Here is a 26,556-nt window from a genome sequence, read left to right as displayed (position 1 = left end):
CGCGCGTAGAGCGCGCCCCCTCGGATCGCTTGTCGATACGTAACAGTGACCGTGCGTACGGGTGGCGTACACCTCGCCTTCTGAGACTGTTCTGCCATGGGACACCACGCACTGCCCCGGTGGTGGGGGCGTCCGGCCGCTGCGGCCGGAGGGGCGAGCGCCCACGGTGGGACGACGGTCGCACACGTGGCACGGGCGGGGCGGACACCGCCCCAGGCGAAGCTGGGCAGTCTGCCGCGGCGTTCCTCGGCCAGGGGCGACGGGGTCGACCCCGCGGTGGCCGGTGTGGTGGTGCTGCTGCCGGACGGTGAGCCCCAGTCGCCGCGCAGGGCCTCGGCCCTGTCGTACGCCGCGGCGCTGCCGCTCGGACGCACGCTGGCCAGGGCGGGACGCGACGACGGGCTGACCGTGCACAGCGTCCGCTACCGCGGCCGGGGCTGGAACGGCGCCGACGCGCAGCTCGCCACGGACGCGGCCTGGGCGGTCGAGGAGGTCGTACGCCGTTACGGCGACGTGCCCGTGTGTCTGGCCGGCCACGGCATGGGCGGACGGGCCGCACTGCGCGCGGCGGGGCATCCCGCGGTCAACTCGGTGCTGGCGCTGGCCCCTTGGCTGCCGGAGGACGACATGGCGGCGGAACCCGAGCCGGTGGAGCAGCTGGCGGACCGGCGGGTGCTCATCGTGCACGGCACCAACGACGCCCGCACGGACCCGGAACTCTCCTACCGGCTCGCCGAACGCGCCAAGAAGTCCCACCGTGACATCTGCCGCTTCGAGGTGCACTCGGACGGGCACGCGCTGCGCCAGTACCAGGAGGAAGTGCACGCGCTGGCCGTCGACTTCGTGCGCGGCTCGCTCTTCACGGGCAGCTACGCGCGCCCGCTCGCGGACGCGCTGGCGGCGCCGCCGCCGCTCGGCCTGCGGATGCCGCTGGCGGCCGGCTTCGGGCGGTCGCTGCGCGGCTGAGGCGGTCGCCGGGGTCCGTGCGGGGTTTGCCCTGAAGTGCGCTTCAAGAAGCAGACTCCCTTCCCGGGCCCGGCACTCCGGGCTCCGAGAAGGAGGGGACCACCATGAAGTACCGCACCATCGGCACCGACCCGCGGACCCGGCGCGAGGTCAGCGTGCTGGCCCTCGGCGCCATGCTTTTCGGCACCCTGACCGACGAGAAGACCTCGTTCGCCGTCCTGGACCGGTATGTGGAGGCGGGCGGCACGTTCATCGACACCTCCGACAACTACGCCTACTGGGTCGACGGCGGCCTCGGCGGCCAGAGCGAGGCACTGCTCGGCCGGTGGCGGAAGAGCCGCGGCATCGGCGACGAGATCGTCATCGCGACCAAGCTGGGCGCGGAGCCGCTGGCCCCCGGCACGGGTTACGTCGACAACGGGGAGGGCCTGTCGGCCAAGGCCATCCGCGTGGCCGCCGACCGCAGCCGCGAGCGGCTGGGGGTCGACAGGCTGGACATGCTGTACGCGCACATCGAGGACCGGTCCGTCGCCCTGGAGGAGACGGTCGGCGCGTTCGGCGAGCTCGTGGCGGAGGGGGCGGTGGGGCTGCTCGGGGCGAGCAACCACGCGATCTGGCGGGTCGAACGCGCCCGCGCCCTGGCCGCGGCGGCCGGGCTGGCCGGCTACGAGGTCCTGCAGTACCAGCACAGCCATCTGCGGCCGCGCATGGACGTCCCCACGGACTTCTTCCGGGACGGCAGCCTCGGACACGCGGGCGCGGAGCTGCTGAGCTATCTGCGCGCCGAGCCCGGGCTCACCCTGGTCGCGTACTCGCCGCTGCTCGCCGGCGCGTACGTCCGTGAGGACAAGCCGCTGCCGCCGGACTACGACCACCCGGGCACGCCCGCCCGGCTGGCGGTGCTGCGCGAGGTCGCGCAGGAGACCGGGGCGAGCGTGAACCAGGTGGTACTGGCCTGGCAGATCGGCGGCCCGCTCCCGGTGATCCCCCTGGCGGGGGCGTCCTCGGTGGCGCAGCTGAACGAGAACCTGGCGGCGGTCGACCTGGAGCTGACGCCCGAGCAGCGATCACGCCTCGACGCGGCACACTGACGCGGGCCCCGGTCGGGGCGTACGGGGCGGGGCGGGCGGACCGGCGCGGGGCAGGGCGGGGTGGAGCGGACCGGGGCGGACCGGGGCGGACCGGGGCGGCGCGGCAGGTACCGGCCGCGCGGAGCGGGGCGGGTGGTCAGTCCGGCAGGAGGCGGCCGCGCCGGGACAGGAGGAAGCGTTTGAACTCCGCGACCGGTGGCGTGTCCGGGTGGCCGTCGAGCCAGGCCACGCCGATCTCGCGGGCCGCCCTGGGTGCCGTCACCGTCAGTTCCACCACCCCCGGCCGTGCGACGGCCGGCGGCGGCAGCAGGGCCACCCCCAGACCCGCCGCCACCAGCCCGCGCAGCGTTTCCGCCTCCTCGCCCTCGAAGGCGACGCGCGGGCTGAAGCCCGCCTGGGCGCACAGGTCGTCGGTGATCCGCCGGAGACCGTAGCCGGGTTCGAGGGTCACGAAGGTCTCGTCGGCCGCCTCCGCGAGGCGGACGCGTCTGCGGCCCGCGAGCCGGTGGTCGTCGGGGACGACCAGCCGCAGCCGCTGTTCGTCGAGCCGGCGCGCGACCAGGTCGGGGGCGTCGGGCACGGGCGAGGTGAGACACAGGTCCAGCTCGCCCGCCCGGAGCCGTTCGATCATCGCCTCGCCGTAGTTCTGGACGAGGGTGAAGCGGATGCCCGGGTGGTCCGCGCGGAACGCACGGATCAGACCGGGCACCGTCTCCGAGCCCATGGTGTGCAGAAAGCCGAACGCGACCTTGCCCGAGTGCGGATCGGTGTCGGCACGTACGGACTCGGCGGCCCGCTCCACCTCCGCCAGCGCCCGTTCGACCGAGGCGAGGAACGTCCGGCCGGCGGGGGTGAGCGAGACCGTGCGGCCCTTGCGGGCGAACAGCGTGACGCCCAGGTCCGCTTCGAGGCGGACGATCGCCCGCGACAGCGTCGACTGCGGGACGCCCATCTCCTGCGCCGCGCGCGTCACATGCTCATGACGGGCCACTCCCGCGAAGTACGCGAGGCGGGGCGCAAGCTCCAGCGTGATGTCTTCTTCGTAACCACCCGGTGACAGCCGAGGCCCTGAGCTGCGTTCATGCACCATGGGAACGATTATCGCTGTTTCATGCATTGGACGCATGAAAAACGGCGGCCTACCTTCGACGTATGCCTCCTGCCAGTACCAAGGCGTCCACCACCGTGGGCGCCGCCCCGTCGTCCCCCGAACTCCTCTCCCCCGGCGCGCCCGGCTACCGCCGCATGAGCTTCGCGCTCTTCGCCGCCGGAATGGCGACCTTCGCCCTCCTCTACTCCACGCAGGCACTGCTGCCGGCCGTCTCCGCCGACTTCGGCGTCACCGCGGGCACCGCCAGCTGGACGGTCTCCGCCGCGACGGGCGCGCTGGCTCTGTGCGTACTGCCGCTCAGCACGCTGTCCGAGCGCTACGGGCGGACCACCGTCATGAACGTGTCCCTCGCCGTCGCGGTCGTGGTGGGCCTGCTCGTGCCGTTCGCACCGAACGTCGAGTCGCTGGTGGCGCTGCGCGCCGTACAGGGCGCGGCGCTGGCCGGGCTGCCGGCGTCGGCGATGGCGTTCCTCGCGGAGGAGGTCAGGCCAAAGGCCCTGGTCGGCGCGATCGGTCTGTTCGTGGCGGGCAACAGCATCGGAGGCATGAGCGGCCGGATCGTCACCGGCTGGGTGGCGCAGGCCTTCGGCTGGCGGGCCGGGCTCGCCGCGGTCGGTGTGATGGCGCTGCTCTGCGCGCTCGTCTTCCGCGCGCTGCTGCCGAAGGCGCGGCACTTCACGCCCGGCACGCTGAACCCGCGCACCCTGGCGAAGACGGTCCGGGGCCATCTCGCCGATCCGCTGCTGCTGCGGCTGTACGCGATCGGCGCACTGTTCATGACCGTCTTCGGAGCCGTCTACACGGTGATCGGATACCGCCTGGCCGAGGCGCCGTTCAGCCTGCCCCAGGGCGTGATCGGCTCCATCTTCCTGGTGTACCTCGTCGGTACGGTCTCCTCCGCGGCGGCCGGCGGGCTGGTCGCCCGCATGGGCCGCAGGGGCGCGCTGTACCTGGCCGTGACGACGACCACCGCGGGTCTGCTGCTGTCCCTCGCGGACACGCTGGCGTCGGTGCTGCTCGGCCTCGTCCTGATCACCGCCGGTTTCTTCGCGGGCCACGCGGTGGCCTCGTCCTCGGTGAGCCGTACGGCGACGACGGGCCGCGCCCAGGCGTCGGCGCTCTACCAGTCCGCGTACTACCTCGGCAGCAGCGCCGGCGGCACGCTCGGCGCGGTCGCCTTCCACGCCGGCGGCTGGAGCGGCACGGTCCTGCTGGGACTGCTGGCGGTCCTCGGGGTCGTGTCGATCACGCTGTACGGGACGCACGCGGCGCGGACGCAGGCACGGCTGGTACCGGCGGGCGCGGGACACTGAGCGGCCGCGCCACGGTAGCCAGCGCCCCTGGATTCCGCCCTGCTTTCCCGCGTCCGGGGGTGAGTGTCAGTGGCCTGCGGTAGCTTTCGAAGCGGTGGTACCGATGGGTGACAGGGGTGGACCCGCATGAGTGACCTCGTGACGACGCAGGACCTGGAATCGCGGCTGGAGCGGCACCGAAGAGAGCTGACCGGCTACTGCTATCGGATGCTCGGCTCGTCCTTCGAGGCGGAGGACGCGGTCCAGGACACGATGGTCCGGGCGTGGCGCAGCTTCGACAAGTTCGAGGGCCGTTCCTCGCTGCGCTCATGGCTGTACCGGATCGCGACGAACGTGTGCCTCGACATGCTGAACGCGGGCAATCGCCGCGCCCGGCCGATGGATCTGTCCGGCCCGACGCCGGTCGCCCAGGCCCAGCTCAACGCCCGCCCGGAGATCACCTGGCTGGAGCCGGTGCCGGACGGGCGGGTGCTGCCGTCGGTGGCGGACCCTGCGGAGACGGCGGTGGAGCGGGAGACGATCCGGCTCGCCTTCCTCGCCGCGCTGCAGCATCTGCCGCCCAAGCAGCGGGCCGTGCTGATCCTGCGCGAGGTGCTGGCCTGGAAGGCGAGCGAGGTCGCCGAGCTCCTCGACACCACGGTCGCCTCGGTCAACAGCGCCCTCCAGCGGGCCAGGGCGACCCTCGCCGAGCAGCGGCCCACCTCCTCGGACGCGGCCGACCCGCTCGACGAGGAGCAGCAGGACCTGCTGAACCGCTATGTCGCGGCCTTCGAGGGATACGACATGAAGGCGCTGACGGCGCTCCTCCACGAGGACGCGACGATGTCCATGCCGCCGTATGACCTGTGGCTGCGCGGGCACGACGACATCGTGGGCTGGATGCTCGGCGTCGGCGACGTCTGCCGGGGCTCGAAGCTGGTGCCGACCGTGGCTAACGGCGCCCCGGCCTTCGCCCACTACCACCCGTCGGCGGACGGCGAGGGGTACGAGCCGTGGGCGCTGATCGTCCTCGAGCTCTCCGACGGCAAGGTCGGCGGGATGGACTTCTTCCTGGACACCAAGCGCTGGTATCCGCTGTTCGACCTGCCGGCGCGGCTGGACAAGGAGGGCGCACCGATGATCGACCAGTAGCCTTCTCTGCACCCCCGGTGCCGCCCCGGCGGACGGCCCACCCCTCGGCTCGCGAACCCTCCACCTGGGAGCGCAAGTCGATCACTTAAGATGACTTTCAGGACTGTTGATACCGGGGGTGTGACAGCCATTGCGTAATGAAGCGCAACACCGATCCATCGCCACCAGAGTGCCTGACCAGCACTCCAGGCGAATCGACGCGAAATCGCACGCTGCGTGCAGTTGCGAGTGCGCCCTGCTGCAGGGCGCGGTGAATGACGTACGGGGTTTACAAAACTGACGGAGCGTGAACGGCAGGTTCTCACCCTGCTCGGCCAGGGACTGGCCAACCGACTGATCGCCAGACGACTCGGAATCGTCGAACGCACGGCAAAGGCCCATGTGTCGAGCATTGTCGAGAAGCTCGGGGTGAGTTCTCGGCTGGAGGCCGGACTGATGGCTCACCTCCACCACAAGTTGCTGTGCCCCGCGGGCCATTGTCCCGAAGGACACCTCACCAACGACCAATAGCAGTCGTACTGTGCCGGGTTGTTGACTTGGCGTTGTCGGCCGGACCACCGGCGGACATCCGCGAGATCGGAGAGCACAGTGCAGAAGAACGACACGGTCGACATCATGGAGCTCGTCGGTGGCTTCGAGTCCTACGCCGAGGCCGCCGAGCTGAACTTCGAGGCGTCGGCCGACGCCCCGGCGATCACGCCGACCCTCACCACCATCGCCTACACCAAGGTGAGCGTCGCCAGCGTCTCGGCGTCGGTCAAGTGGGGCTGCTGACCGCCTAGTCGAGCGGTCGAGCCGACGGTCGACCCGCAGCGGTCCTGGGCGCGGGCAAGGCGCCCAGGACCGCAGCTGCCGCCGGCGATCGCCAGGTGACACCTGTACGGGGCGGTCCTCGTGTCCGTCCCGTACGGGCCTGCGCCCGCGAGCCCTTGCACTTTATCCCGCGACACCGGAGGTCCGGCGATGAGCCGAAGTGTCTCTGTCCTTCTGCCGATCGTCCCCACCCGTGCCGAACAGGCGGCCCCTTTCGCCGCGTTCGTGCAATGGCGCGGCGCACGCGCTCTCTGGCAGGGCCAGGCGCTTCTCAATGAACAGCACCAGATCATGGCGCAATTGAGCGGCCTCGGAATGCGGGTGCCTTTCGGACTCGGTGTCTCCTTGATGCCGCTGCGTCATCCCGTCCAGGCGGCCATCGAGGCCCGTACGCTCGCAGCCGCCTCCGGACATCCGGTCACCGCCGGATTCGGGCCGGGTGCCCGCGTTTTCCAGCGGATGGCGCTCGGCGCTCCTTACGCGAGCCCGCTCACTGCCTGCCGCGAATACCTGACCGTTGTCCGCACACTTCTCGACGGCCGGGAGATCGATCAGTCCGGCGAATACTTCTCCTACACCGGTTCCCTTCCCGCCTCGCCCGCCCCGCCCGTCGAGGTGGGGCTCGGAGTGCTGCGCCCGGGAATGGCCAGGCTCGCCGGTGAGGTGGCGGACGTGGCGATCACCTGGCTGACTCCGCCGTCGTACGTGCGCGATGTCATCGTCCCGGCACTCACCGAGGGCGCGCGGGCCGCCGACCGCCCAGTGCCGCGCGTCGTCTCGGTCGTCGCCATGGCAGCCGCGACAGGCTCCCGCGTGCCCAAGGAAGCGGTGGCCGCCGGGAGCTCCGGGCACTTCGCCATGCCTCACTACCAGGACATGCTCGAACGCGCCGGCGTGGGCGTGGTTCCCGAGGATCCCGTGGCAACGGCCGATGCGCTGATCGCCGCACGCGGAGCGCTGACCGGCAGCACGGACGACATCCGCGCGGGCATCACCGCGTACCACGAGGCTGGTGCCGACGAGGTCGTCGTCAACGGCGCCGGTGTGGCGCTGACCGAGGGCCCGCGCGCCGTCCTGCGCGACCTCGAGCCGCTGTTCGACGGAAACGGCTGGTAGACGTGACCGAACGGACAGCGAACACCACGGCAGCCGGGCCCGCCGGGGACCCGCATCGGCCGACGCCGCCTGGGCTCGCACTCGGGTTCACCCGCCTCCTCCTCGTGGGCACCGGTGCGGTCTGCGTTTCCACGCTGCCCGAGCAGATCGCGCGCATACGCGCCACCTGTCCCGCCTTGGAGATCCAGACGGTACTGACCCGCAGCGCCCTGCGTTTCGTCACCCGCGAGACGCTCAACCTGCTGACAGGGCGCCGGACCGTCATCGACGCGTGGCCGGACGAGCCGGTCCTGCGTGCCCCCCATGTCGACCTGACCGCCTGGGCGGAGGCCGTCCTCGTCCACCCCTCGACGTTCTCCTACACAGCCCGGCTGGCCCTCGGCCTGGCCAACAGCCCCTCGCTGCTGACAGCGCAGTGCACCGCCGCACCTGTCGGTGTCGCGCCGGCACTGCCGCCGGGCGGCGTCGAGAGTCACGCCTACCGCGCCCACGCCGCATCCCTGGCGGCCAGGCCCAACTACGTCGTCGCGCCCCCGGTCCCCGCGCTCAGTTTGACGACCGGTCGCATGGACAGCTGGGCTCCCGCGGAGCTGCCGGACCTCCTCGAGCAGGTCGCTCAGCTGCGCCGCCGACTCGTCGCAGGCGCCGCCGGGGCGGCGACAGACGTCCCAGGAGGGAGCCCGGAATGACTGACCGTTCCGCTTCCCATGCGGCCGGGCACATCGTCGACGAGCACAGCACCGGCCTGCTCGTCACCACCGTGACCGCACTCCCCGGCGGCCTGCACCGCTGGCACCGCCGCCCCGGACCGGCCTGTCCCGCGCCCTTCCACACGCTCACCGCCCCGTTGCGCGCGCTGGTCCCGCACACCTACGACTTCCACGGAACGCAAGCGGCAACCGGGGAAGCAGCGCCCGACGGAAGCCGCGAGTACACCGCTTCGGGCCCCTACTCCCTCGCCCATGTCCTCATGGCGGGCGGGGGACCGCACGCCGCCCCTGGCGGACGGCACGCGGTCGAGCACATCCTGCACGGCACGGGGGCGTTGCTGGCGTCCCTCCACCGGCAGCCCGTCACACCGGAGGTCCGGCGGCCCTCGCGGGGGATCGCGCGCCTGCACGCCTGGCTGTCCGGGGCCACTGCGGCGGGCGGCGCCGATGCCGTGGCGCTGCTGGGGTCGGCTGCCGTCGCGCCACTGACCGCGTGGGCGGCGGAAGCCGTCACGCATGCCGACGCCCATGTCCTGTCCCACGGTGCACCCGGCCTCGGCTCGCTCGTACCCTCGCCTGCCGGAGACCGCGCCGTCCTCCTGACGGGCGAGGACATCTGTGCCGCACCGCGCCACCTGGACGTCGGTTGGCTGACCGGCGAGCTTGTCGAACTGCGCTGGCTGCTGGGCCGAGCCGCCGACCCGGGTGCCTGGCAGGCACTCGTCGACGCGTTCCTGGACGGCTACGGCGGCGAGGCCGCGTCGGGCGGACACCACAGGCGCGGAACAGCGCTCCGGGTCGCGCTGCACGCGCACGACTCGGCTTCGTACGTGGCGCAGGGCAAGGGGCCGGCCGCGCTGTACGGCGTACTCGCCGCCCGCCTGACCGCCGAGGCGGCGTCATGACCCGCTCGCTCGTGCCTGCGCCTCCGCGGAAGCACGTTCTCGGCAACGGTCTGCGGATCCTGGTCGACACGGTGCCGGGCGAACCGCTGACCGCCGTCGCCGTTCACTACGGCGCCGGGTTCCGCTCGGAGCCGCGGGGCCGGGCCGGACTTGCCCATCTCGTCGAGCACATGATGTTCGAGGGAAGCGAACGGCACCCTGACCGCGCCTACTTCGCGGATCTCCTCGCCTCCGGTGGCTCCGCCACCGGAACCACGCACCAGGACTACACGGACTACGTCCACGTCGTGCCCGCCCACGCGCTGGAGGACGCCCTCGTCGCCGAGGCCGACCGGATGCGCGCCCCGCTGTTCACTACGCGGGGATTCGCGGAGCAACTCGCCGGTGTGGAGGCAGAGATCAGGGCCGCCGTGTACGGCGCGCGCCTCGGTGGGCTGCCCTGGCAGGTGCTGCCCGGCGTGCTGTACGACCGCTGGGCCAACTCCCACGACGGCTACGGCGCCCTGGAGACCCTGGCCGAACTCACACCCGACGACTGTGCCGGCTTCTTCCGCGACCACTACACCCCGGCCAACGCCGTCGTCACCGTATCCGGGGGTGGCGAACCCGACCACGTCGCCGGCCTCGTCGCCCGGCACTTCGGCGAGATTCCGGTCCGCTCCGCACCGGCCGCGCGTCCCGTCCTCACCGAGCCCCCGCTCGCCGAGGACCGGGTGGCCGTACGGCCGACCGCGACGCGCGATGGAGCCCTGTCGCTGGGGTACCGGTTGCCCGATCCCGCCGCCGATCTCGACGGCTATCTCGCTCACCTCGTGCTGGCCCGGCTGCTCACCGCACCGCCGCGGAATGCGGGCTGCGGCTTCTTCAGGCCGTTCGACGCCGTGGACCCGGACACCCTTGTCGTGGGCCTGGCCATGCCCGCGGACGGGATGGCAGCCGCTCTCAGCGGGTTCGACGCGGCGCTGCGGGGCATCGCCGATGGCGCCTACGGCGAGGAGGCGGTGCGCCGGACGACCGGGCGCCTCGCCGCCGAGCACATCCGCGACCACCACGGCCCTGCTGCGCGGGCGGCGGCGCTGGGACGGCTGGAGCTCCTGTTCGGCCGCGCGGTGCTCGTCGACGAACTGCCGGGCCGCATCCGTGCCGTGGGCGCGGAGCGCGTCGGCGCGGCGGCCGCGAGACTGCTGACCGCCCACCGCGCGGTCTTGGCCGCCGTGCCGGTCCGCGCCGCAGCTGGGCCCCAGGGACAGCCCGCCGGCTCTCCCAGGGAAGCCGAGCCTATGGAAACGGGGCCTGCGGAATCCGGGCTCCGGCCTGCCGGGCCTGCAGCCGTCGACCCCGCACCGGCCGAAGGGCACGTGGACACCGACCGGGCACAGGCCGAAGGACGCACGGACAACCGCACAGAGACCGAAGGACGCACGGACAGTGAACGCGCAGCAGCCGGAGAGCCTGTGACCGCGGATCGGCCGGTGGCCCGTTCGGACGACGCAGCCACGCGGGGCCGGCCACCTGCGGAAGCCTGCGCAGCATCCGGCGGCGACCGTGCCTGCTCCGACGGACCGTCCGCCGCGCCCCCGCATCCCGCCGGAACCCGGCGCCGACCCCGACGGGCGGGGCTTCGGCTGCCCGGGCTCGTCGAGAGCGGCGGGCCCGGTGAGGCGAGGGTCGTCGCCGTGCGCGACAGCCGGGCGCCGGTCGTCGAGTTCCGCCTGCGGCTCCCCACGCCCCCCGGCACGCCCCCGGCCCGGCAGGAGCATCTGTGTCAGGTCGTCGCGGACCGGTGGGACGCCCAGTGGGGCAGGCGGACCACGACCGGCGGTCGTACCGTGCGGACCGAGGCCGGGACCGTCGTGGTCGACGCCTGGTTCCCCGCCCCCGGCCCGGACCCGGTGCTCCTCGCCGGCCTGCTGGCCGCCGCGCCGACCGCCGCGGAGTGGGAACGGGCCGCGCCACGGGCCCGCGCCCGTGTCGCGGCCTGCGCGGGCGACCCGTGGTGGCTGGCCGACCAGGCCGTTCGGCAGCGTCTCGCTCTTGGCGCCGCTGCGCACGCCGGCGCTGTCACCGTCGTCGCCGTCGGTGACCTCGACCCCGAGCGCTGGGTTCAGGCGGCGACCGGTGCCCTGCGCCCGCTGACCATCCGGCTGCCGGACCGCACCGAGGAGTCCGCGCCGGCCGAGGGCCTTGCGCTGCTGCGTCTGCCCCCGGCGCAGCAGACGCCCGCAGTCGCCCATGTCGTGTGGGCGACACCGGAGCCGCCACGAGCCGTGCCGCTCGCCGCCCGCTGGCTGGCCACGGCCGTGGTCGGCGGCGGCCAGCCGGGCGCGCGGCTCACCGGGCTGCGCACACCGGGCGCCCCGCACGGCTTCACCGCGTACGCGGGCCGCTTTCCCGGGCTGGGGCCCGGCGACGGCGCGCTCGTCCAAGTGGGGGCCCAACTTCCGCCCCAGGACGCCGTCCTGGGCGCCGGCCTGGTCCGCGACGCCCTGCGCCGGATCGGTGAGGCGCCTCCGGTGGGCGCCGATGTGGACGCTGCCCGACGCTACTGCGCCGGACAGCTCGCTCTGGTGCGCGGCACCCAGAGCGAGCTCGCCGACCAGGTCGGGGCTTGGGTCGCGACCGGCGCCCGGGCCGCCGAGCTCGACGGCTTCACCGACGCCCTCCACGAGGTCGCGGTCGACGACGTCGTCCGTGACTGTGCAGCACTGTTCGCCCATCCCGCCTACGCCGGAGTACTCGTCGGCGCGGCGGCAGACCCGGCAGAGGACACGCCGTGACACGCATCACCGCCCCGCACTCCGCGGGCGGCGCCCCTGCTTCCCGCCAGGCGTCCCACCGGCGGCCGGACCGGACCGAACTCCGCTTCGTAGCGGTCGATCTGGACACCGTTCCGGAGGTCGACGCCCTGCTCGACCGTATCGGCGTCGGCCCGTTCGACCGCTCCGACGTCACGGCGCTGCCGGGACGCAACGACACATGGGCGGGCCGTACGGCAACCGGCACGGAGGTGTTCGTGAAGCGGCTGACCGGAGACGGCGAGGACACCGCCGCGAGGATGGACCGTGCGCTCGCGTTCGAACGGACGGCCGCTGCCGCCCCGCCCGGGATCCTGCGCGGCCCAGCGCTGCTCGGCAGCGACCGCGGGGCACGACTGCTGGCGTTCCGGTACCTTCGCGACGCGCGCAGCGGTGCGGAACTGATGGCTGACCAGCAGTTCACGCCGCAGCTGGGGTACGCAGCGGGTACGGCGACCCGACTGCTGCACGCGTGCGAGACGGCGGCACCGGAGACCGGCCCGCCTGCTCTGCCCTCGTCCGTGCTCCTGGAGGCGCTGCCCGCCGCGATGTTCGAGGAGCTGAGCGGAGCGGAGCTTCAGACATGGCGGCTGCTGCAGGGTGACGACCCGCTGATCGCCGCCGTGGAACAGCTGCTGGCTGCCGAGCGTGCCGCGCCCGGGGTGCCCGCCCACTGTGACTTCCGGCTGGACCAGGTCCTCGTGTGCGGCCCGGTGACAGGCGGGGAAGCAGGTCCCGACACGAGCCTGTACGTCGCGGACTGGGAGGAGTTCCGTCTCGCCGACCCCGCCCGCGACATCGGCGGCTTCGCGGGTGAGTGGCTGCACCGCGCGGTGCTCGACATCGTCACCTCGCGGGGTGACGGCGACACCTCCGCGTTCGCCGGGCTGTCCATGACTCGGGAGGACGTCGTCGCCCGTGGGGCGGCGAAAATCACCCGACTGCGCCCGATCGTCCAGGAGTTCTGGCGCGGTTACCGACAGGCCCGCCCCGACGCCGATCCGGGGCTCGCCGAACGCGCCACCGCCTTCGCGGGCTGGCATCTGCTGGACCGCCTGCTCGCCGGGGCCGCCCGCAGCAACCGGCTGCTCGGAATCGAGCGTGCCGCAGCCGGCATCGGCCGCACCGCGCTGCTCCAGCCCGGCCGTTTCGCCTCCGTCATCGGCTTGGGAGACCCCTCTTGACCGTGCCCTCACCCCTCGCCCCCGCACTGGTGGACGCCTTGCGGGACATCCGGCTGTCCGCCGACGGCTGCGCCGCGGCCGTCGGCCCCCGCAGCGTCGACGGCGATTCGCCGCGTGAGCTTCAGCAGCGGCTCGGCGCGGCCCTGTACGAGGTGTGCCACACCGGCCGCGCCGAAGCCGGCCCACGCACACGGCGCCTGGTCCTGCGGGACCCCGACTTCGAGCGGGCACTCGAGGCGGCTCTGCCGCACCGCAAGGTCCACCGCTCCGGCGTGTTGCTGCGCGCCCCGCTGGGCGAGGGCACCCGGGGCCGCGAGGCCGGTGGCCGTGGCGGCGACGGAGGCGACGGAGGCGAGGCGATCGTGTCCTGGGACGGTGTACGGGTACGCGTGCCGGCCCGTTCATTCGGGGAACAGGGGCCGCTCGTCCCTGGGGCCGCGGTGAGCCATCGCGTCTCCCCCGCCCGGCCCGCGCTGTCGCCCGGCTTCTTCTACGCCATGGGCAGCCGTGAACCGAGCCTCGACGGCGAACTCCTCCGGGTCTACGTCCACATCAGCGCCCCCGAGCACGCCCCCGGGCTCTGGGGGGCTGTGCTCGGCGCCCTGGAGGACGCCGGAGCGCACTACCACGCCAAGGTGCTGTCGAACCGTGACGAGTACCCCCGGCGCGATGCGCTCGTCGTCTACCTGGGCAGCGAGTCCTGGCGCGCCTGCCACACCGTCGCCGGCGCCGTACGGGGCGTACCCGGCACAGGTGAGGACGTGTCGGTGTTCGCCCACCGGCTTGGCCCCGGCGCCGCGGTCGCCTGGGAGCCCGACGATCCGCGGCCCGGTGCCGGCGGGCTGAGCTTCGGCCAGCACCGGGCGGCGGCCCTGGCAGAGGCCGTCGTACGGCTGTCCGGCGGCGGGGACATGGAGGCTGCCGCCCGGGCGTTCACCGAGGCCGGTGCCGACCCGCTGGCCCCGTACCGGAACTCGGGCTCGCCCGAGCTCCCGGGACGCTGAACCGGCGCCGGGCCCCCCGGTTCACTCACTCGGACCCCGCCCGGCCTCCTGCGGGCACCGTGGCCGGGGCCCGGCGCATCACCCCCACATCACGCGGAAGGGCACACCATGCACCACCCCCCTCCGGACGGCATGCCTCTCGCTGCCGTCGACGTACGGCAGTTGCGGAAGGAGTTCGACAGCAAGGCAGCTGTGGACGGCATCGACCTCACCGTCCCGGCGGGCAGCTTCTACGGGCTCGTCGGCCCCAACGGCGCCGGCAAGACGACCAGCCTGTCGATGATCACCGGTCTGCTGCGACCGGACTCGGGGACCGTGACGGTCGCCGGTCATGACGTCTGGCGGGACCCGTACGAGGCCAAGCACCGGATCGGCATCCTGCCCGACGGGCTACGTCTGTTCGAACGACTGAACGGTCGCGAACTGCTGCGCTACACAGGGCGTTTGCGGCAGCTGCCGGCGCATCAGACCGAAGAGCGAGCGGAGGAGTTGCTGGAGGTCCTCGGGCTCACCGAGGCCGCCGGCAAAATGGTCGTCGACTACTCGACCGGCATGCGAAAGAAGATCGGGCTGGCCGCGGCCCTGCTGCACAATCCGCCGGTGCTGTTCCTCGACGAGCCGTTCGAGAGCGTGGATCCCGTCTCCGCCGAGACGATCCGGGAGGTGCTGCGGCAGTACACGGGCACCGGCTCGACGGTGATCTTCTCCAGTCACGTGATGGAGCTCGTGTCCGCGCTGTGCAGCCATGTCGCCGTCATGGCTGCGGGCCGGGTCGTCGCCGACGGAACGCTGGACGAGGTGCGCGCCGGGCGGACGCTGGGCGAGCGGTTCATGGAGCTGGTGGGTTCCCCCGCCTCGAAGGCGAAGGGAGGCAGCCTCGCATGGTTGGGGTCTTCGTCGGGCTGAAAGTCGCCCTCCTGCACAGCAGTCTGCGGCGCAGCAGGTCCCGGGCCGTGGGGTTCGTCGTCGGGACGACCGCCGCCGTCGTCGGCTCCTGCTGGACGTCCGTGCACCTGGCCGGGGCTCGCCCGGCGAACGAAGCGGCCGATCTCACGGTGCTCGTCTTCACCGGCCTCGCCGTGGCATGGCTCGCGCTGCCGCTGTCCTTCGGCGGGGGCGGTGACGAGAGCGCCGACCCGACGCGGCTCGTGGTCCTCCCCGTACGCCCTCGTGCACTGATCACCGGCGCCACCGCCGCCGCGCTCGTCGGCCCGGGGCCGCTGTGCTCACTGATCCTCGTCGTGGGCGCCGCGACCGGGGCCGCCCGTGCAACCGGAGGGTCCTCGGCCGCGGCAGGGGCGGCCGTGGTGGCGTCCGTCCTGATGCTGCTGCTGTGCGTGATCGCTTCGCGTGCCGTACTGGCCTCCTTCGCGCGGGCGTTGACCGGGCGGCGCGGCAAGGACGCGGCGGCGCTGGGCGGCGTCCTGACGGCGGTCGGCGGCTATGCCGCGTATCTGCTGCTGAGCACGGCCGGTTCCGGTCCGCAGCTGCCGTCCTTCGTGGTCCGCATGCTCCGTTGGTCGCCGCCGGGCTGGATCGCGGACAGCATCCGAGCCGCCGCCGAGGGGCGGGCGGCGGTCGTGCTGGCGGAGGCGGCGGCCGCCGTCGCGCTGACGGCGCTGCTGATGGTCTGGTGGCACAGGTCGCTGAACCGGCTGATGACCACCGTGGACGCGTCGACGGCCCAGGCCGTCCGGGAGCGAGGCGCGCGTTCGGGAACCATGGCCCGGCTGCTGACGTCGAGCCGCACGCTGCTGATCGCCCATCACCAGTTCACGTTGTTCCTGCGCGCGCCGCGGCACCGGATGACGCTGATCGCCGCGCTGGCCTACGCGCTGCTGTTCCCTGTGGTGTGCGTGCCCGTCGGGGCGAAGAGTCCGTACGTTGCCGTCGGCGGTGCCTGGGTGTTCGGACTGACCGCCCCGGGCGTGCTGTTCGCGATGGACGGGTCGGCGATCTGGAGCAACATCGCCACGCTGCGTACGCGTGCGCAGGCCCGGGCCGAACTCGCGGGCAGGATGCTGCCGCAGGTGGCGCTGATCGTCCCGTGGGTCACCGCGACGGCCGTGGTCGTCGCGCTGCTCACCGGGCGGGGCGATCAGCTCGCGGCGGCCCTCGGACTGACCTTCGCGCTGCTGGGGCTGACGTTCGCCATCGGCATGGTCATCAGCGTCTACTGGCCCTACCCGTACCCGGAGGACCCCTTCGAGGTGAGCGCGCCCGGGCAGAACGGCGGCTATCACACGGCCAACTTCGCGGGCACCCTTATCGGCCTGCTCGCCGTCTCCCCGTTCGTCGTCGGTGCGGTCGTGCTGGAGGGGTCACCGCATTCCTGGCTGCTGCTGCCGCTGGGTACGGCCTACGGCGTGCTCGCGGTCGTGATCACGTTGCGCTCGATGGCCCGTCGGCTGCATGCGCGGGCGCCGGAGGTTCTCACCGCGCTGCGGGCCTCCTGACCCGCGCGCTGTCCACCAGGCCCTGCCCGGTCGTGCCCGCGCGGCCGGGTCCGACGACCCGAGGAACACGTCACGATGCAGGATTCCGCCTTCCGTACGCTGCTGCGCCATGCCCGCCCGCACCGCAGGGGTCTGGTCACGGGAGCCCTGCTCGCCGCGGCCGGCTCGGTGGCGGGGCTGGCACAGCCGCTGGTGGCCAAGTCGTTCGTGGAGGCGCTGGCCGCCGACGCGCCGGTGACCCGGCAGATGCTGCTGCTGGCGCTGCTGATCGCCGGCGGGGCGCTGGCCGCGGCGCTCGGCATGTATGCCGTCGAACGGTCCGCAGAAAGCGTGGTGCTGGGCGCCCGCCGACGGCTTGTGGGGCGGCTGCCGAGGCTGCGTGTCGCCGAACTGGAGCGCCGTCCGCCGGGGGATCTGATCTCGCGGGTGACGGCCGACTCCACGCTGCTGCGTGAGGCGGCGACCAGCAATCTGGTCGACACACTGGTCGGCGCGGTCACCCTGGCCGGGATGCTGGGTCTGATGGCGTGGCTCGACGGCGTCCTGTTCCTCGCGGTGCTGGGTGTCGTTCTCGCCGTCGGAAGCTGCACGGCCGTGGTGATGCCGCGCATCAGCCGGGCCGGCCAGGAGGCGCAGGCGGCTCTCGGTGAACTCGGCTCGGGTCTGGAGCGTCTCCTCGGAGCGATCCGTACCGTGAAGGCGAACGGCGCCGAGCACCGCGAGATCCGGTCGCTGGAGCAGGCGGCGGACAGCGCCTGGCGATCCGGGGTCCGAGCGGCGGGCTGGACCGCTGTCGCCGGGACCTCCAGCGGCCTCGTGGTGCAGCTCGCCTTTCTCACCGTCCTCGGGCTCGGCGGTGCACGGGTGGCGAGCGGGGCGATGGATGTCGCGTCGTTGATCGGCTTCCTGCTCTATCTCTTCTATCTGGTCGGTCCCGTCGCCCAGTTGGCCGGCGGAGTGGGCGGTCTGCAGGCGGGCGTGGCCGCGGTGCGCCGTATCCACGAGGTGCTCGATCTGGAGACGGAGGAGGATGCCTACGGCCCCGGGCGGGTACCGGAGGCCGACCCGGACGCGATGGGGGCGGCGCTCGCCTTCGACGACGTGGTCTTCCGCTACCGCGAGGACGGTCCCGCTGTCCTGGACGGGGCCTCGTTCGAGGTGCCGTCCGGCGGGCTGACCGCGGTGGTCGGCCCTTCCGGCGCCGGCAAGAGCACCCTGTTCGCCCTCCTGGAGAGGTTCTACGACGCCGAGCACGGCAGCATCCGCGTCGACGGGCACGACGTGCGCGACTGGGACCCGGCGGAGCTGCGCCGGACCATCGGCTACGTGGAGCAGGACGCGCCCGCCCTCGCGGGCAGCCTGCGCGACAACCTCCTGTTCGCGGCCCCCGGCGCCACCGACGCCGACCTGGAACGAGTGCTCCACCAGGTCGGCCTGCGGCCGCTGGTCGACAACCTGCCCGAGGGCCTCGACACCCGCGTGGGCCATCGTGGGAGCGCGCTCTCGGGCGGCCAGCGGCAGCGGGTCGCGATCGCCCGCGCCCTGCTGCGCAGACCACGGCTGCTGTTGCTCGACGAAGCGACCTCCCAGCTCGACGCCCTGAGCGAGGCCGAGTTGAAGGACGTCGTGTCCCGGATCGCGCGGTCCACCACGGTGTTGGTGGTCGCACACCGGCTGTCCACCGTGGTCGGGGCGCGCCGCATACTCGTCATGGAGAACGGCCGCGTCCGGGCGGTCGGCTCGCACAGCGACCTCCTGCGCGATGACAGTCTGTACCGCCGCCTGGCGGCGACGCAGGGCCTCGCCCCGGAGACGGGCCATGTCCCCGCACTTGTGAGCCGCCCATCAGGAGATCGCCCGCACGAGCCGGCGTGACAGCGGCCGGCCGGGCCCGGTCCGGCCCGCGGGTGGGGCCCAGGTCTTTCGTTTGGATCAGGCCGGATCAGGTAGCGGGGTCCGGTGCGTGCGATCGCAAGGCGGAGGAGGGAGGCATGGCGGAGCCATGCCGACCGACGGCAACGCGGCGAGCGTGCGTGCCAGGGCCCGCGAGCCCGGCATGATCCAAACGAGAGGCCCTAGTAGGGCCCGGCCCGCACGGTGGACTCCCCCAGCCCGTCTCGCCCGGACAGCCCGACGAGGCCGAGCAGGGCGACGAGGTCGGGCGGGGCATTCCGCAGGCGGATGCGGGTGCCGTGGCGGCGGGCGGTGAGCTGGAGACGGGCGAGCACGTCGACGACGGCGAGGCTCGTCCGGGCGAGCCCGCCCACGTCGCACACCACCTCGGCCCGGCAGCGCCGCGCCACACCGTCTCCCGCCGCCGCGTCCGGGTCCGGCGCCGTGTCTGCCGCCGCTCCGCTGCCGCCCGGCGCCAGGTCGTCGTCCCAAGCCGTTCCGGGTGAGGCCGTCGTGCCGGCGTCCCTCAGGAGGGCGGTCAACTCCTCGCACAGGCGTGCGGCATCGCCTGGTGCGACCCGCCCGGCGATGTACATGACGATTGGCTGCATGGCGTCCACATGGGGATGACCGCGTCCGCGGCGGGAAATCATCGCCGCGGACGCGGACGTGCCCGCGGCGCGCGTCGGCCCCGGGTCAGGCGATGCGGTCCAGCACGATCGGGTTTGCGGTGAACTCCGTGCCCGGCTCTGCGATGTCGTAGGCGGCGCCCAGGGGCTGGAGGGCGTAGTCGAACTTCTCCGGCGTGTCCGTGTGGAGCGTCAGGAGCGGCTGGCCGGCGGTCACGGTGTCGCCGGGCTTGGCATGCAGCTCGACGCCCGCCCCCGCCTGGACCGGGTCCTCCTTGCGGGCCCGGCCGGCGCCGAGGCGCCACGCGGCGATGCCGATGTCGTAGGCGTCGAGGCGGGTCAGGACGCCCGAGGACGGGGCGGTGACGACGTGCTGCTCGCGGGCGACGGGCAGCGTGGCGTCGGGGTCGCCGCCCTGCGCGGCGATCATGCGGCGCCAGACGTCCATCGCGGAGCCGTCGGCGAGGGCCTTCGCCGGGTCGGCGTCCTTGATGCCGGCGGCGTCGAGCATCTCGCGGGCGAGCGCGAGGGTCAGCTCGACGACGTCGGCGGGGCCGCCGCCCGCCAAAACCTCGACGGACTCGCGGACCTCGAGGGCGTTGCCGGCCGTCAGGCCGAGCGGGGTGGACATGTCGGTGAGCAGGGCGACCGTCTTCACGCCGCTGTCGGTGCCCAACGCGACCATCGTGGAAGCCAGTTCGCGGGCGTCGTCGATGTTCTTCATGAAGGCGCCGGTGCCGACCTTGACGTCGAGGACGAGCGAGCCGGTGCCCTCGGCGATCTTCTTCGACATGATCGAGGAGGCGATCAGCGGGATCGCCTCGACGGTTCCCGTGACGTCCCGCAGGGCGTAGAGCTTCTTGTCGGCGGGGGCGAGGCCGTCGCCGGCGGCGCAGATGACCGCGCCGGTGGTGTCGAGGACGTGCAGCATCTCCTCGTTGGAGAGCAGGGCCCGCCAGCCGGGGATGGACTCCAGCTTGTCGAGCGTGCCGCCGGTGTGGCCGAGGCCGCGGCCGCTCAGCTGGGGCACGGCCGCGCCGCAGGCGGCGACCAGCGGGGCGAGTGGCAGCGTGATCTTGTCGCCGACGCCGCCGGTGGAGTGCTTGTCCGCGGTGGGGCGGGAGAGCGTGTCGAAGTTCATCCGCTCGCCGGAGGCGATCATCGCGGCGGTCCAGCGGGCGATCTCGGTGCGGTTCATGCCGTTGAGGAGGATGGCCATGGCCAGCGCCGACATCTGCTCGTCGGCGACCTCGCCACGGGTGTAGGCGTCGATCACCCAGTCGATCTGCTCGGGGCTCAGCTCGCCGCGGTCCCGCTTGGTGCGGATGACGGAGATGACGTCCATGGCATTTCCTCCAGATTGATCTGCCCGCGCTCTACGCGCATAGAAAGAGGGTAAGGAGCGGCCCTTCCGCCAGGGCGGCGGAAGGGCCGCGAGGTGTTGCTCAGTCGAGGTGGCCGGGCCCGAAGGCCTGCGGCAGCATCTCCGAGAGCGGCAGGACCCCGGCCGGCGTGTCCAGCAGCAGTCCGGGCCCGCCGAACTCGTACAGCAGCTGCCGGCAGCGGCCGCACGGGACCAGCAGTTCGCCCCGGCCGTCGACGCAGGTGAAGTGGGTCAGCCGGCCGCCACCGGTGGCCTGCAGCTGCGAGACGAGGCCGCACTCGGCGCACAGTCCGAGCCCGTACGACGCGTTCTCCACGTTGCAGCCGGTCACCGTGCGGCCGTCGTCGACGAGCGCGGCGACCCCGACCGGGAAGCCCGAGTAGGGGGCGTACGCGTGCGACATCGCCTCACGCGCCCGTATCCGCAGGGCGTCCCAGTCGAAGCCGTCGCCGGCCGTCACTTGCCCTGGCCCTTGAAGTACGGCTGCCCGTTGGCCTTGGGCATGCGCAGCCGCTGTGCGGACACCGCGAGCACCAGCAGCGTGGCGACGTACGGCGCAGCGTCGACGAACTGGCTGGGCAGCTCGTCGGTCAGCGCGTACCAGGCGAACAGCAGCGCGGAGAACACCGCCGAGACCACGGCCTGCACGTACTTCTTCCGGTACAGCATCCAGACCACCGCGATCAGCAGCAGGATGGCGAGCAGCAGCAGCATCGCGTGGACGTTCACCGCTCCGCCGCGCAGCTTGAGGCTGTCGGTGAAGCCGAACAGGCCCGCGCCCAGCGCCATGCCGCCCGGCATCCAGTTGCCGAAGATCATGGCGGCGAGACCGATGTAGCCGCGGCCGCCGGTCTGGCCCTCCTGGTAGATGCCGGTGATGATCGCGAGGAACGCGCCACCGAGGCCGGCCAGTCCACCGGAGACGATCACGGCGATGTACTTGTACTTGTAGACGTTGACGCCGAGCGACTCGGCGGCGACCGGGTTCTCACCGCAGGAGCGCAGTCGCAGACCGAAGCCCGTACGCCACAGCACCCACCAGGTGCCCGGCACGAGCAGCAGCGCGACGACGGTCAGCAGCGACAAGTTGGTGACCAGGCCGCCGAGCACGCCCGCCAGGTCGGAGACGAAGAACCAGTGCTTGGCCTGGAGGTCGCCCAACCCGTCGGAGAGCCCTGGGATCGTGATGCGGTCGATGGCGTCGATCCGCGGGGACTGCTTGGAGGAGCCGCCCGGGGTCTCGGCGAAGGTGAAGTTCGACATGTACCGGGTCAGGCCGGTGGCCAGGATGGTGATGGCGACACCGGAGACGATGTGGTTGACCTTGAAGGTCACCGTCATCACCGCGTGCAGCAGGCCGCCCAGCGCGCCGCCGACGATGCCGAGGACGACACCCGTCCACGGGCCCCACTGGTAGCCGGCCCAGGCACCGAACCAGGTGCCGAGGATCATCATGCCCTCGAGACCGATGTTGATGACACCGGCCCGCTCGGCCCAGAGTCCGCCGAGACCGGCGAGACCGATCGGCACGGCGAGCTGGAGGGCGCCGGAGACCTGGCCCACGGAGGTGAGGTCGTTCGCGCCGCTGATGACCCGCACCAGCGAGAACAGCGCGAGGCCGCCCGCGATGATCAGCAGGACGACGGGCAGGGACAGCTTGCGGCGGCCGCCGCCCTTCTTCGGCGCGGTGTTCGCCATGGAGACGGTGCTCGTCGACTCGCTCATGCCGCGACCTCCTTCTTCTTGCGGGCCTGCGCGGCAAGCTCCTCGCCGACCTTCTGCTGCTGACGGCGGAGCCCGTACTGGCGGACCAGCTCGTAGGACACGACGACCGCGATCACGATCAGGCCCTGCATGATCGTCGCGAGCTCCTTCGGGTAACCCTCCAGGCCGATGCCCTCCGCCGTCTTGTCGAGGAAGGCGAAGAGCAGCGAGGCGAAGAAGATGCCGATCGGGTTGTTGCGGCCGAGCAGCGCGATGCCGATGGCGGTGAAGCCGACACCGACCGGGAAGCTCAGGCTGTACGTGTGGGTCTGGCCGAGCAGCATCGGCATACCGGCCAGGCCCGCCATGGCACCGGAGATCAGCATGGCGGTGAGGACCATCTTCTTGGCGTCGACACCGCTCGCCTGGGCGGCGGTCGTGCTGGCGCCGGTGGCGCGCAGGTCGAAACCGAACCGGGTGCGGTTCAGCACGAACCAGTACACGATGCCGAGCGCGAAGGCGACGAAGGTGAAGCCGTAGATCGTGCCGCCGTCGAGCGACAGGCCGGGGAACCAGCCGGACTCGGCGATGATCCCGGTGTTCAGGTCGTTGGAACCCTCCGGCCGCACACCGAGGTTCGCCGGCAGGATCATCCAGGCGATCAGGCTGGTCGCGATGGCGTTGAGCATGATCGTGGAGACGACCTCGCTGACGCCGCGGGTGGTCTTCAGGACACCCGCGATGCCGGCCCAGAAGGCGCCGACGGCCATGGCGACGAGCACGATCAGCAGGATGTGCAGCGGACCGGGCAGTTCCACCGCTGCGCCGACGACGGCGGCGAGCATGACCGCGAGGCGGTACTGGCCGTCGACACCGATGTTGAACAGGTTCATCCGGAAGCCGATGGCGACGGCCAGGGCTGCCAGGTAGTAGATGCCGGTCTGGTTGAGGATCAGGACCTGGACGTCCGTGAACTCGATCTGCTCGACCATCAGCCGGTACGGCTCGGTGGGGCTGAGGTCCGAGACGAGCAGCACCACGGAGGTGAGCAGGAAGGCCACGACCAGGGCGAGCGCCGGACCCGCCAGGGCCAGGAGCAGCCGGTCCTTGTCGAACTTCTTCATCGGCTCTCACCGTTCTCGTCGTGCTCGAGGTGGCCGGACGCGGCACCGGTCATGGCAGTGCCCAGTTCCTCGGGTGTGATCGTGGCGGGATCCGCGTCGGCGACCAGACGGCCCCGGTACATCACCCGCAGGGTGTCGGAGAGCCCGATGAGTTCGTCCAGGTCGGCGGAGATCAGCAGCACCGCCAGACCCTCGTGACGCGCCTCGCGGATCTGGTCCCAGATCTGCGCCTGCGCACCGACGTCCACACCGCGGGTGGGGTGCGCGGCGATCAGCAGCTTGGGCGCGTGGCTCATCTCGCGGCCGACGATCAGCTTCTGCTGGTTGCCGCCGGACAGCGACGCGGCGGTGACCTCGATGCCGGGCGTGCGCACGTCGTACTCCCGCACGATGCGCTCGGTGTCCCGGCGGGCGGCCTTGAGGTCGAGCAGGCCGTTCTTGCTGTTGGGCTTCTCCGTCACATGGCCGAGAATGCGGTTCTCCCACAGCGGGGACTCCAGCAGCAGCCCGTGCCGGTGCCGGTCCTCCGGGATGTAGCCGATGCCGCCCTCGCGGCGCCTGCGGGTGGAGGCGTGGGAGATGTCGGCGCCGTCGAGCGTGATGACACCGCCGTCGGGGTCGCGCAAGCCGATCAGGGCCTCGATGAGCTCCGTCTGGCCGTTGCCCTCGACACCGGCGATGCCCATGACTTCGCCCTTGTGGATGGTGAAGCCGATCCCGCCGAGTACCTCGCGGACCACGCCGTCCGGGTCGGTGGCCGTGAGCCTCAGGTCGTCGACCTTCAGCATCGGCACATCCGTGACCGTCGACTCGCGGGTCTCCGGCGACGGCAGCTCGGTGCCGACCATCAGCTCGGCGAGCTGCTTGGTCGTGGTGCTCCGCGGGTCGGCGGTGCCCACCGTCGTACCGCGGCGGATGACCGTGATCTCGTCGGCGACCGACAGCACCTCGCCCAGCTTGTGCGAGATGAAGATGACGGTCAGGCCCTCGGCCTTGAGCTCGCGAAGGTTGTCGAAGAGCGCGTCGACCTCCTGCGGGACGAGCACGGCGGTCGGCTCGTCGAGGATCAGCGTGCGGGCGCCGCGGTAAAGGACCTTGAGGATCTCGACCCGCTGGCGGTCGGCGACACCGAGCTGCTCGACGAGGACGTCGGGACGCACGCCGAGGCCGTACGCGTCGGAGATCTCCTGGATCTTCTTCCGGGCCCCGGCACCGATGCCGTACAGCTTCTCGCCGCCGAGAACGACGTTCTCCAGGACGGTGAGGTTGTCGGCCAGCATGAAGTGCTGGTGCACCATGCCGATGCCGCGGGCGATGGCGTCGGCGGGGCTCGAGAAGGTGACCTGGTCGCCGCCGACGGTGATGGTGCCCTCGTCCGGCTTCTGCATGCCGTAGAGGATCTTCATCAGGGTCGACTTGCCGGCACCGTTCTCACCGACCAGGGCGTGCACGGTGCCCTGATGGATCGTGATGTCGATGTCGTGGTTGGCGACGACGCCGGGGAAGCGCTTGGTGATGCCGCGCAGTTCTACGGCAGCAGCCTGCGGCGGTGACGGACTGGACGCGTTGATGACGCACTCTCCTTGGCGGAAGGAGCGGGAGGGCAGGCGGAAGGGGCGGGCTGTGGTTCTCATGGGGGCGTGGCGAAGTTATCGCGCCGGGGCGCCCTCTACGCGCGTAGCGCTCCCGAATACCAAAACCCGGGACCGGAAACCGGTCCGCGGGCCGTGGGGCTCACGCCCCGGGCCCGCGGACCTGCGGTACCGGCCGCTCGGTTACGGAGCGGTCTTGACCTTGATCTTGCCGGCGATGATGTCGGCCTTGGCCTTGTCGACCGCCGCGATGACGTCCGTCATCTTGGTGAAGGCCGGGTTGGACGTGGACAGTGCGACACCGTCGTCCTCGAGGCCGTAGCGGATCTCACCGTTCTGCGGCTTGCCGTCCTGGACCGACTTGATCAGGTTGAACACGGCACCCGAGACGTTCTTGGTGACCGAGGTCAGGATCCGGTCCTTGTAGGCGGCCAGACCCTTCTGGTTGTACTGGTCCGAGTCGACGCCGATGGCCCACTTGCCGGCCTTGGCGGTCGCCTCGATCGAACCGGAGCCCGCGAGGCCGGCGGCCGCGTAGATCACGTCCGCGCCCGCGTCGAGCTGGCCCTGCGCGGCGGCCTTGCCGAGGTCCGGCTTCGAGAAGCCACCGAAGTCCGGCGGCTGCGTCAGGTACTGGACCTTGACGTTGACGCCCTTCTTCGTGTCCTTGACGCCCTGGACGAAGCCCGCCTCGAACTTCTTGATCAGCGGGGTCTCCACACCGCCGATGAAGCCGACCGTGTCGGTCTTCGTCACCTTGGCGGCGGCGACACCGGCCAGGTAGGAGCCCTGCTCCTCGTTGAACACCAGGTTGGCGATGTTCGGGCCGGTCTTCGACGTGTCGTCGATGAGACCGAAGGTCGTCTTCGGGAACTTCGGGGCGACCTCGGCGATGGCGGGCGCGTAGGCGAAACCGACACCGATCACGGGGTTGTTGCCGGCCCGCGCCAGCGCCGTCAGGCGCTGGATCTTGTCCGGGTCGCCCTCACCCTCGCTGGGCTCGGCGTCGTTGCCCTCGATGTCGAGTTCCTTCTCGGCCCTCTCCAGGCCCGCGAAGGCGGCGTCGTTGAACGACTGGTCGCCGCGGCCACCGATGTCGTACGCGATGGCGGCCTTGCCGCCGTTGTCGTCCGAGCCGCTCGACTCGGACGACGACTTGCTGCCACACGCGGTGGCAGACAGTGCGAGAGCCGCGGACGCGATGCCCACGGTGGCGATCCTGGTGATCCGGCGCACTGGGGGGCTCCTTTAAACCTGACCGAAAGCGCCACTTCCGGCGCTGGGTTCGCGGCGATCGTAACGCGCGTAGATGTCAGTTAAAGACCCGTTCATCAGTCGTTATCGGATCGTCGCGAAGCCCTTGGGCGCACGGCGACCAGGTTACGCCGCAGGCGGGGGCGGTGGGCGGTCTCGGCGTGTCGGCCAGGCCCTGGGCGGGCGGCCGACCGGGCCGTTTCCGGGCGTCGCCGGGTTCGGGTGCTTCTCGGGCTCGGCCCGGTCCGTGTTGTTGGGCGTCCGGGTGCCGCTCCGGGGGCATGTCCGGGACTGCTTTCCCGCACCTGCCCCGCCCTGACTCACGACGCTTTACGTCCCAGCCACGCCCCCTGCGCGTCCCCCTGCCCGGGCCGACGCCGT

Annotated in this window: 23 protein-coding genes; 15 read left to right on the top strand and 8 right to left on the bottom strand. The window is 72.1% G+C overall.

What is annotated here, in order from left to right; genetic code table 11:
* Positions 1 to 96: 96 nt before the first annotated feature.
* On the top strand, positions 97 to 966 hold the full coding sequence (locus OGH68_RS22925) for an alpha/beta hydrolase (protein WP_264246825.1): 870 nt from the start codon (positions 97 to 99) through the stop codon (positions 964 to 966).
* A 104-nt stretch (positions 967 to 1,070) separates the two neighbouring features.
* Positions 1,071 to 2,057, top strand: a complete 987-nt coding sequence (locus OGH68_RS22920; protein ID WP_264246823.1) for an aldo/keto reductase — start codon at positions 1,071 to 1,073, stop codon at positions 2,055 to 2,057.
* A gap of 136 nt (positions 2,058 to 2,193) precedes the next feature.
* Here OGH68_RS22920 and OGH68_RS22915 read toward each other — a convergent pair whose 3' ends face one another.
* Complete coding sequence (locus OGH68_RS22915; RefSeq protein WP_264246821.1) at positions 2,194 to 3,147, bottom strand: LysR family transcriptional regulator; 954 nt, start codon at positions 3,145 to 3,147, stop codon at positions 2,194 to 2,196.
* Positions 3,148 to 3,209: 62 nt separating this feature from the next.
* Here OGH68_RS22915 and OGH68_RS22910 point away from each other — a divergent pair, with 62 nt between their 5' ends.
* The 13 genes from OGH68_RS22910 (at position 3,210) to OGH68_RS22850 (ending at position 18,470) form a co-directional block, all read left to right on the top strand.
* Positions 3,210 to 4,481, top strand: a complete 1,272-nt coding sequence (locus OGH68_RS22910) for an MFS transporter (RefSeq protein WP_264246819.1) — start codon at positions 3,210 to 3,212, stop codon at positions 4,479 to 4,481.
* Positions 4,482 to 4,607: 126 nt separating this feature from the next.
* On the top strand, positions 4,608 to 5,612 hold the full coding sequence (locus OGH68_RS22905; RefSeq protein ID WP_264246818.1) for a sigma-70 family RNA polymerase sigma factor: 1,005 nt from the start codon (positions 4,608 to 4,610) through the stop codon (positions 5,610 to 5,612).
* Between the two features lie 276 nt (positions 5,613 to 5,888).
* Entirely contained in the window at positions 5,889 to 6,122 is a 234-nt protein-coding gene (locus OGH68_RS22900) for a helix-turn-helix domain-containing protein (RefSeq protein ID WP_264250224.1), read from the top strand.
* Between the two features lie 78 nt (positions 6,123 to 6,200).
* Positions 6,201 to 6,386: an LxmA leader domain family RiPP gene (locus OGH68_RS22895; RefSeq protein ID WP_264246817.1), complete on the top strand. Its 186-nt coding sequence runs from the start codon at positions 6,201 to 6,203 to the stop codon at positions 6,384 to 6,386.
* Positions 6,387 to 6,575: 189 nt separating this feature from the next.
* Positions 6,576 to 7,541, top strand: coding sequence for an LLM class flavin-dependent oxidoreductase (locus OGH68_RS22890; RefSeq protein WP_264246816.1), 966 nt, complete (start codon positions 6,576 to 6,578; stop codon positions 7,539 to 7,541).
* Positions 7,542 to 7,543: 2 nt separating this feature from the next.
* Entirely contained in the window at positions 7,544 to 8,230 is a 687-nt protein-coding gene (locus tag OGH68_RS22885; protein WP_264246814.1) for a flavoprotein, read from the top strand.
* On the top strand, positions 8,227 to 9,156 hold the full coding sequence (locus tag OGH68_RS22880) for a hypothetical protein (RefSeq protein ID WP_264246813.1): 930 nt from the start codon (positions 8,227 to 8,229) through the stop codon (positions 9,154 to 9,156). Before OGH68_RS22885 ends, OGH68_RS22880 begins: the two co-directional genes overlap by 4 nt.
* Complete coding sequence (locus tag OGH68_RS22875; RefSeq protein ID WP_264246811.1) at positions 9,153 to 11,933, top strand: insulinase family protein; 2,781 nt, start codon at positions 9,153 to 9,155, stop codon at positions 11,931 to 11,933. The genes OGH68_RS22880 and OGH68_RS22875 overlap by 4 nt, the downstream gene beginning before the upstream one ends.
* The gene (lxmK, locus tag OGH68_RS22870) at positions 11,930 to 13,135 is read left to right on the top strand and encodes a class V lanthionine synthetase subunit LxmK (RefSeq protein ID WP_264246809.1); all 1,206 of its coding nucleotides are present in this window, start codon (positions 11,930 to 11,932) and stop codon (positions 13,133 to 13,135) included. The genes OGH68_RS22875 and lxmK overlap by 4 nt, the downstream gene beginning before the upstream one ends.
* A gap of 2 nt (positions 13,136 to 13,137) precedes the next feature.
* Entirely contained in the window at positions 13,138 to 14,139 is a 1,002-nt protein-coding gene (locus tag OGH68_RS22865; RefSeq protein WP_264250222.1) for a T3SS effector HopA1 family protein, read from the top strand.
* A 108-nt stretch (positions 14,140 to 14,247) separates the two neighbouring features.
* Positions 14,248 to 15,045 (top strand): ABC transporter ATP-binding protein, encoded by a 798-nt coding sequence (locus OGH68_RS22860; RefSeq protein WP_264246807.1) that lies wholly within the window; start codon positions 14,248 to 14,250, stop codon positions 15,043 to 15,045.
* The gene (locus OGH68_RS22855; protein ID WP_264246805.1) at positions 15,021 to 16,595 is read left to right on the top strand and encodes a transporter; all 1,575 of its coding nucleotides are present in this window, start codon (positions 15,021 to 15,023) and stop codon (positions 16,593 to 16,595) included. The genes OGH68_RS22860 and OGH68_RS22855 overlap by 25 nt, the downstream gene beginning before the upstream one ends.
* Positions 16,596 to 16,670: 75 nt before the next feature.
* Positions 16,671 to 18,470, top strand: a complete 1,800-nt coding sequence (locus OGH68_RS22850; RefSeq protein WP_264246804.1) for an ABC transporter ATP-binding protein — start codon at positions 16,671 to 16,673, stop codon at positions 18,468 to 18,470.
* Positions 18,471 to 18,670: 200 nt separating this feature from the next.
* Here OGH68_RS22850 and OGH68_RS22845 read toward each other — a convergent pair whose 3' ends face one another.
* The 7 genes from OGH68_RS22845 to OGH68_RS22815 form a co-directional block, all read right to left on the bottom strand.
* Complete coding sequence (locus OGH68_RS22845; RefSeq protein WP_264246803.1) at positions 18,671 to 19,099, bottom strand: STAS domain-containing protein; 429 nt, start codon at positions 19,097 to 19,099, stop codon at positions 18,671 to 18,673.
* 85 nt (positions 19,100 to 19,184) lie between these two features.
* Positions 19,185 to 20,462 carry a thymidine phosphorylase gene (locus tag OGH68_RS22840; RefSeq protein WP_264246802.1) on the bottom strand — a complete coding sequence of 426 codons (1,278 nt, stop codon included), beginning with the start codon at positions 20,460 to 20,462 and terminating at the stop codon, positions 19,185 to 19,187.
* Positions 20,463 to 20,562: 100 nt separating this feature from the next.
* On the bottom strand, positions 20,563 to 20,961 hold the full coding sequence (locus tag OGH68_RS22835) for a cytidine deaminase (RefSeq protein WP_264246800.1): 399 nt from the start codon (positions 20,959 to 20,961) through the stop codon (positions 20,563 to 20,565).
* The gene (locus tag OGH68_RS22830) at positions 20,958 to 22,226 is read right to left on the bottom strand and encodes an ABC transporter permease (protein WP_264246798.1); all 1,269 of its coding nucleotides are present in this window, start codon (positions 22,224 to 22,226) and stop codon (positions 20,958 to 20,960) included. The genes OGH68_RS22835 and OGH68_RS22830 overlap by 4 nt, the downstream gene beginning before the upstream one ends.
* Positions 22,223 to 23,329 carry an ABC transporter permease gene (locus OGH68_RS22825; protein ID WP_264246797.1) on the bottom strand — a complete coding sequence of 369 codons (1,107 nt, stop codon included), beginning with the start codon at positions 23,327 to 23,329 and terminating at the stop codon, positions 22,223 to 22,225. Before OGH68_RS22825 ends, OGH68_RS22830 begins: the two co-directional genes overlap by 4 nt.
* The gene (locus OGH68_RS22820) at positions 23,326 to 24,963 is read right to left on the bottom strand and encodes an ABC transporter ATP-binding protein (protein WP_264246796.1); all 1,638 of its coding nucleotides are present in this window, start codon (positions 24,961 to 24,963) and stop codon (positions 23,326 to 23,328) included. The genes OGH68_RS22825 and OGH68_RS22820 overlap by 4 nt, the downstream gene beginning before the upstream one ends.
* A 141-nt stretch (positions 24,964 to 25,104) precedes the next feature.
* Complete coding sequence (locus OGH68_RS22815; protein WP_264246795.1) at positions 25,105 to 26,157, bottom strand: BMP family lipoprotein; 1,053 nt, start codon at positions 26,155 to 26,157, stop codon at positions 25,105 to 25,107.
* Between the last annotated feature and the right edge of the window lie 399 nt (positions 26,158 to 26,556).

It is taken from the genome of Streptomyces peucetius, assembly GCF_025854275.1.
GTDB classification, from domain to species: domain Bacteria; phylum Actinomycetota; class Actinomycetes; order Streptomycetales; family Streptomycetaceae; genus Streptomyces; species Streptomyces peucetius_A.
The sequence above is the reverse complement of the archived record's forward strand: the minus strand, read 5'-3'. Positions and strand labels throughout refer to the sequence as shown.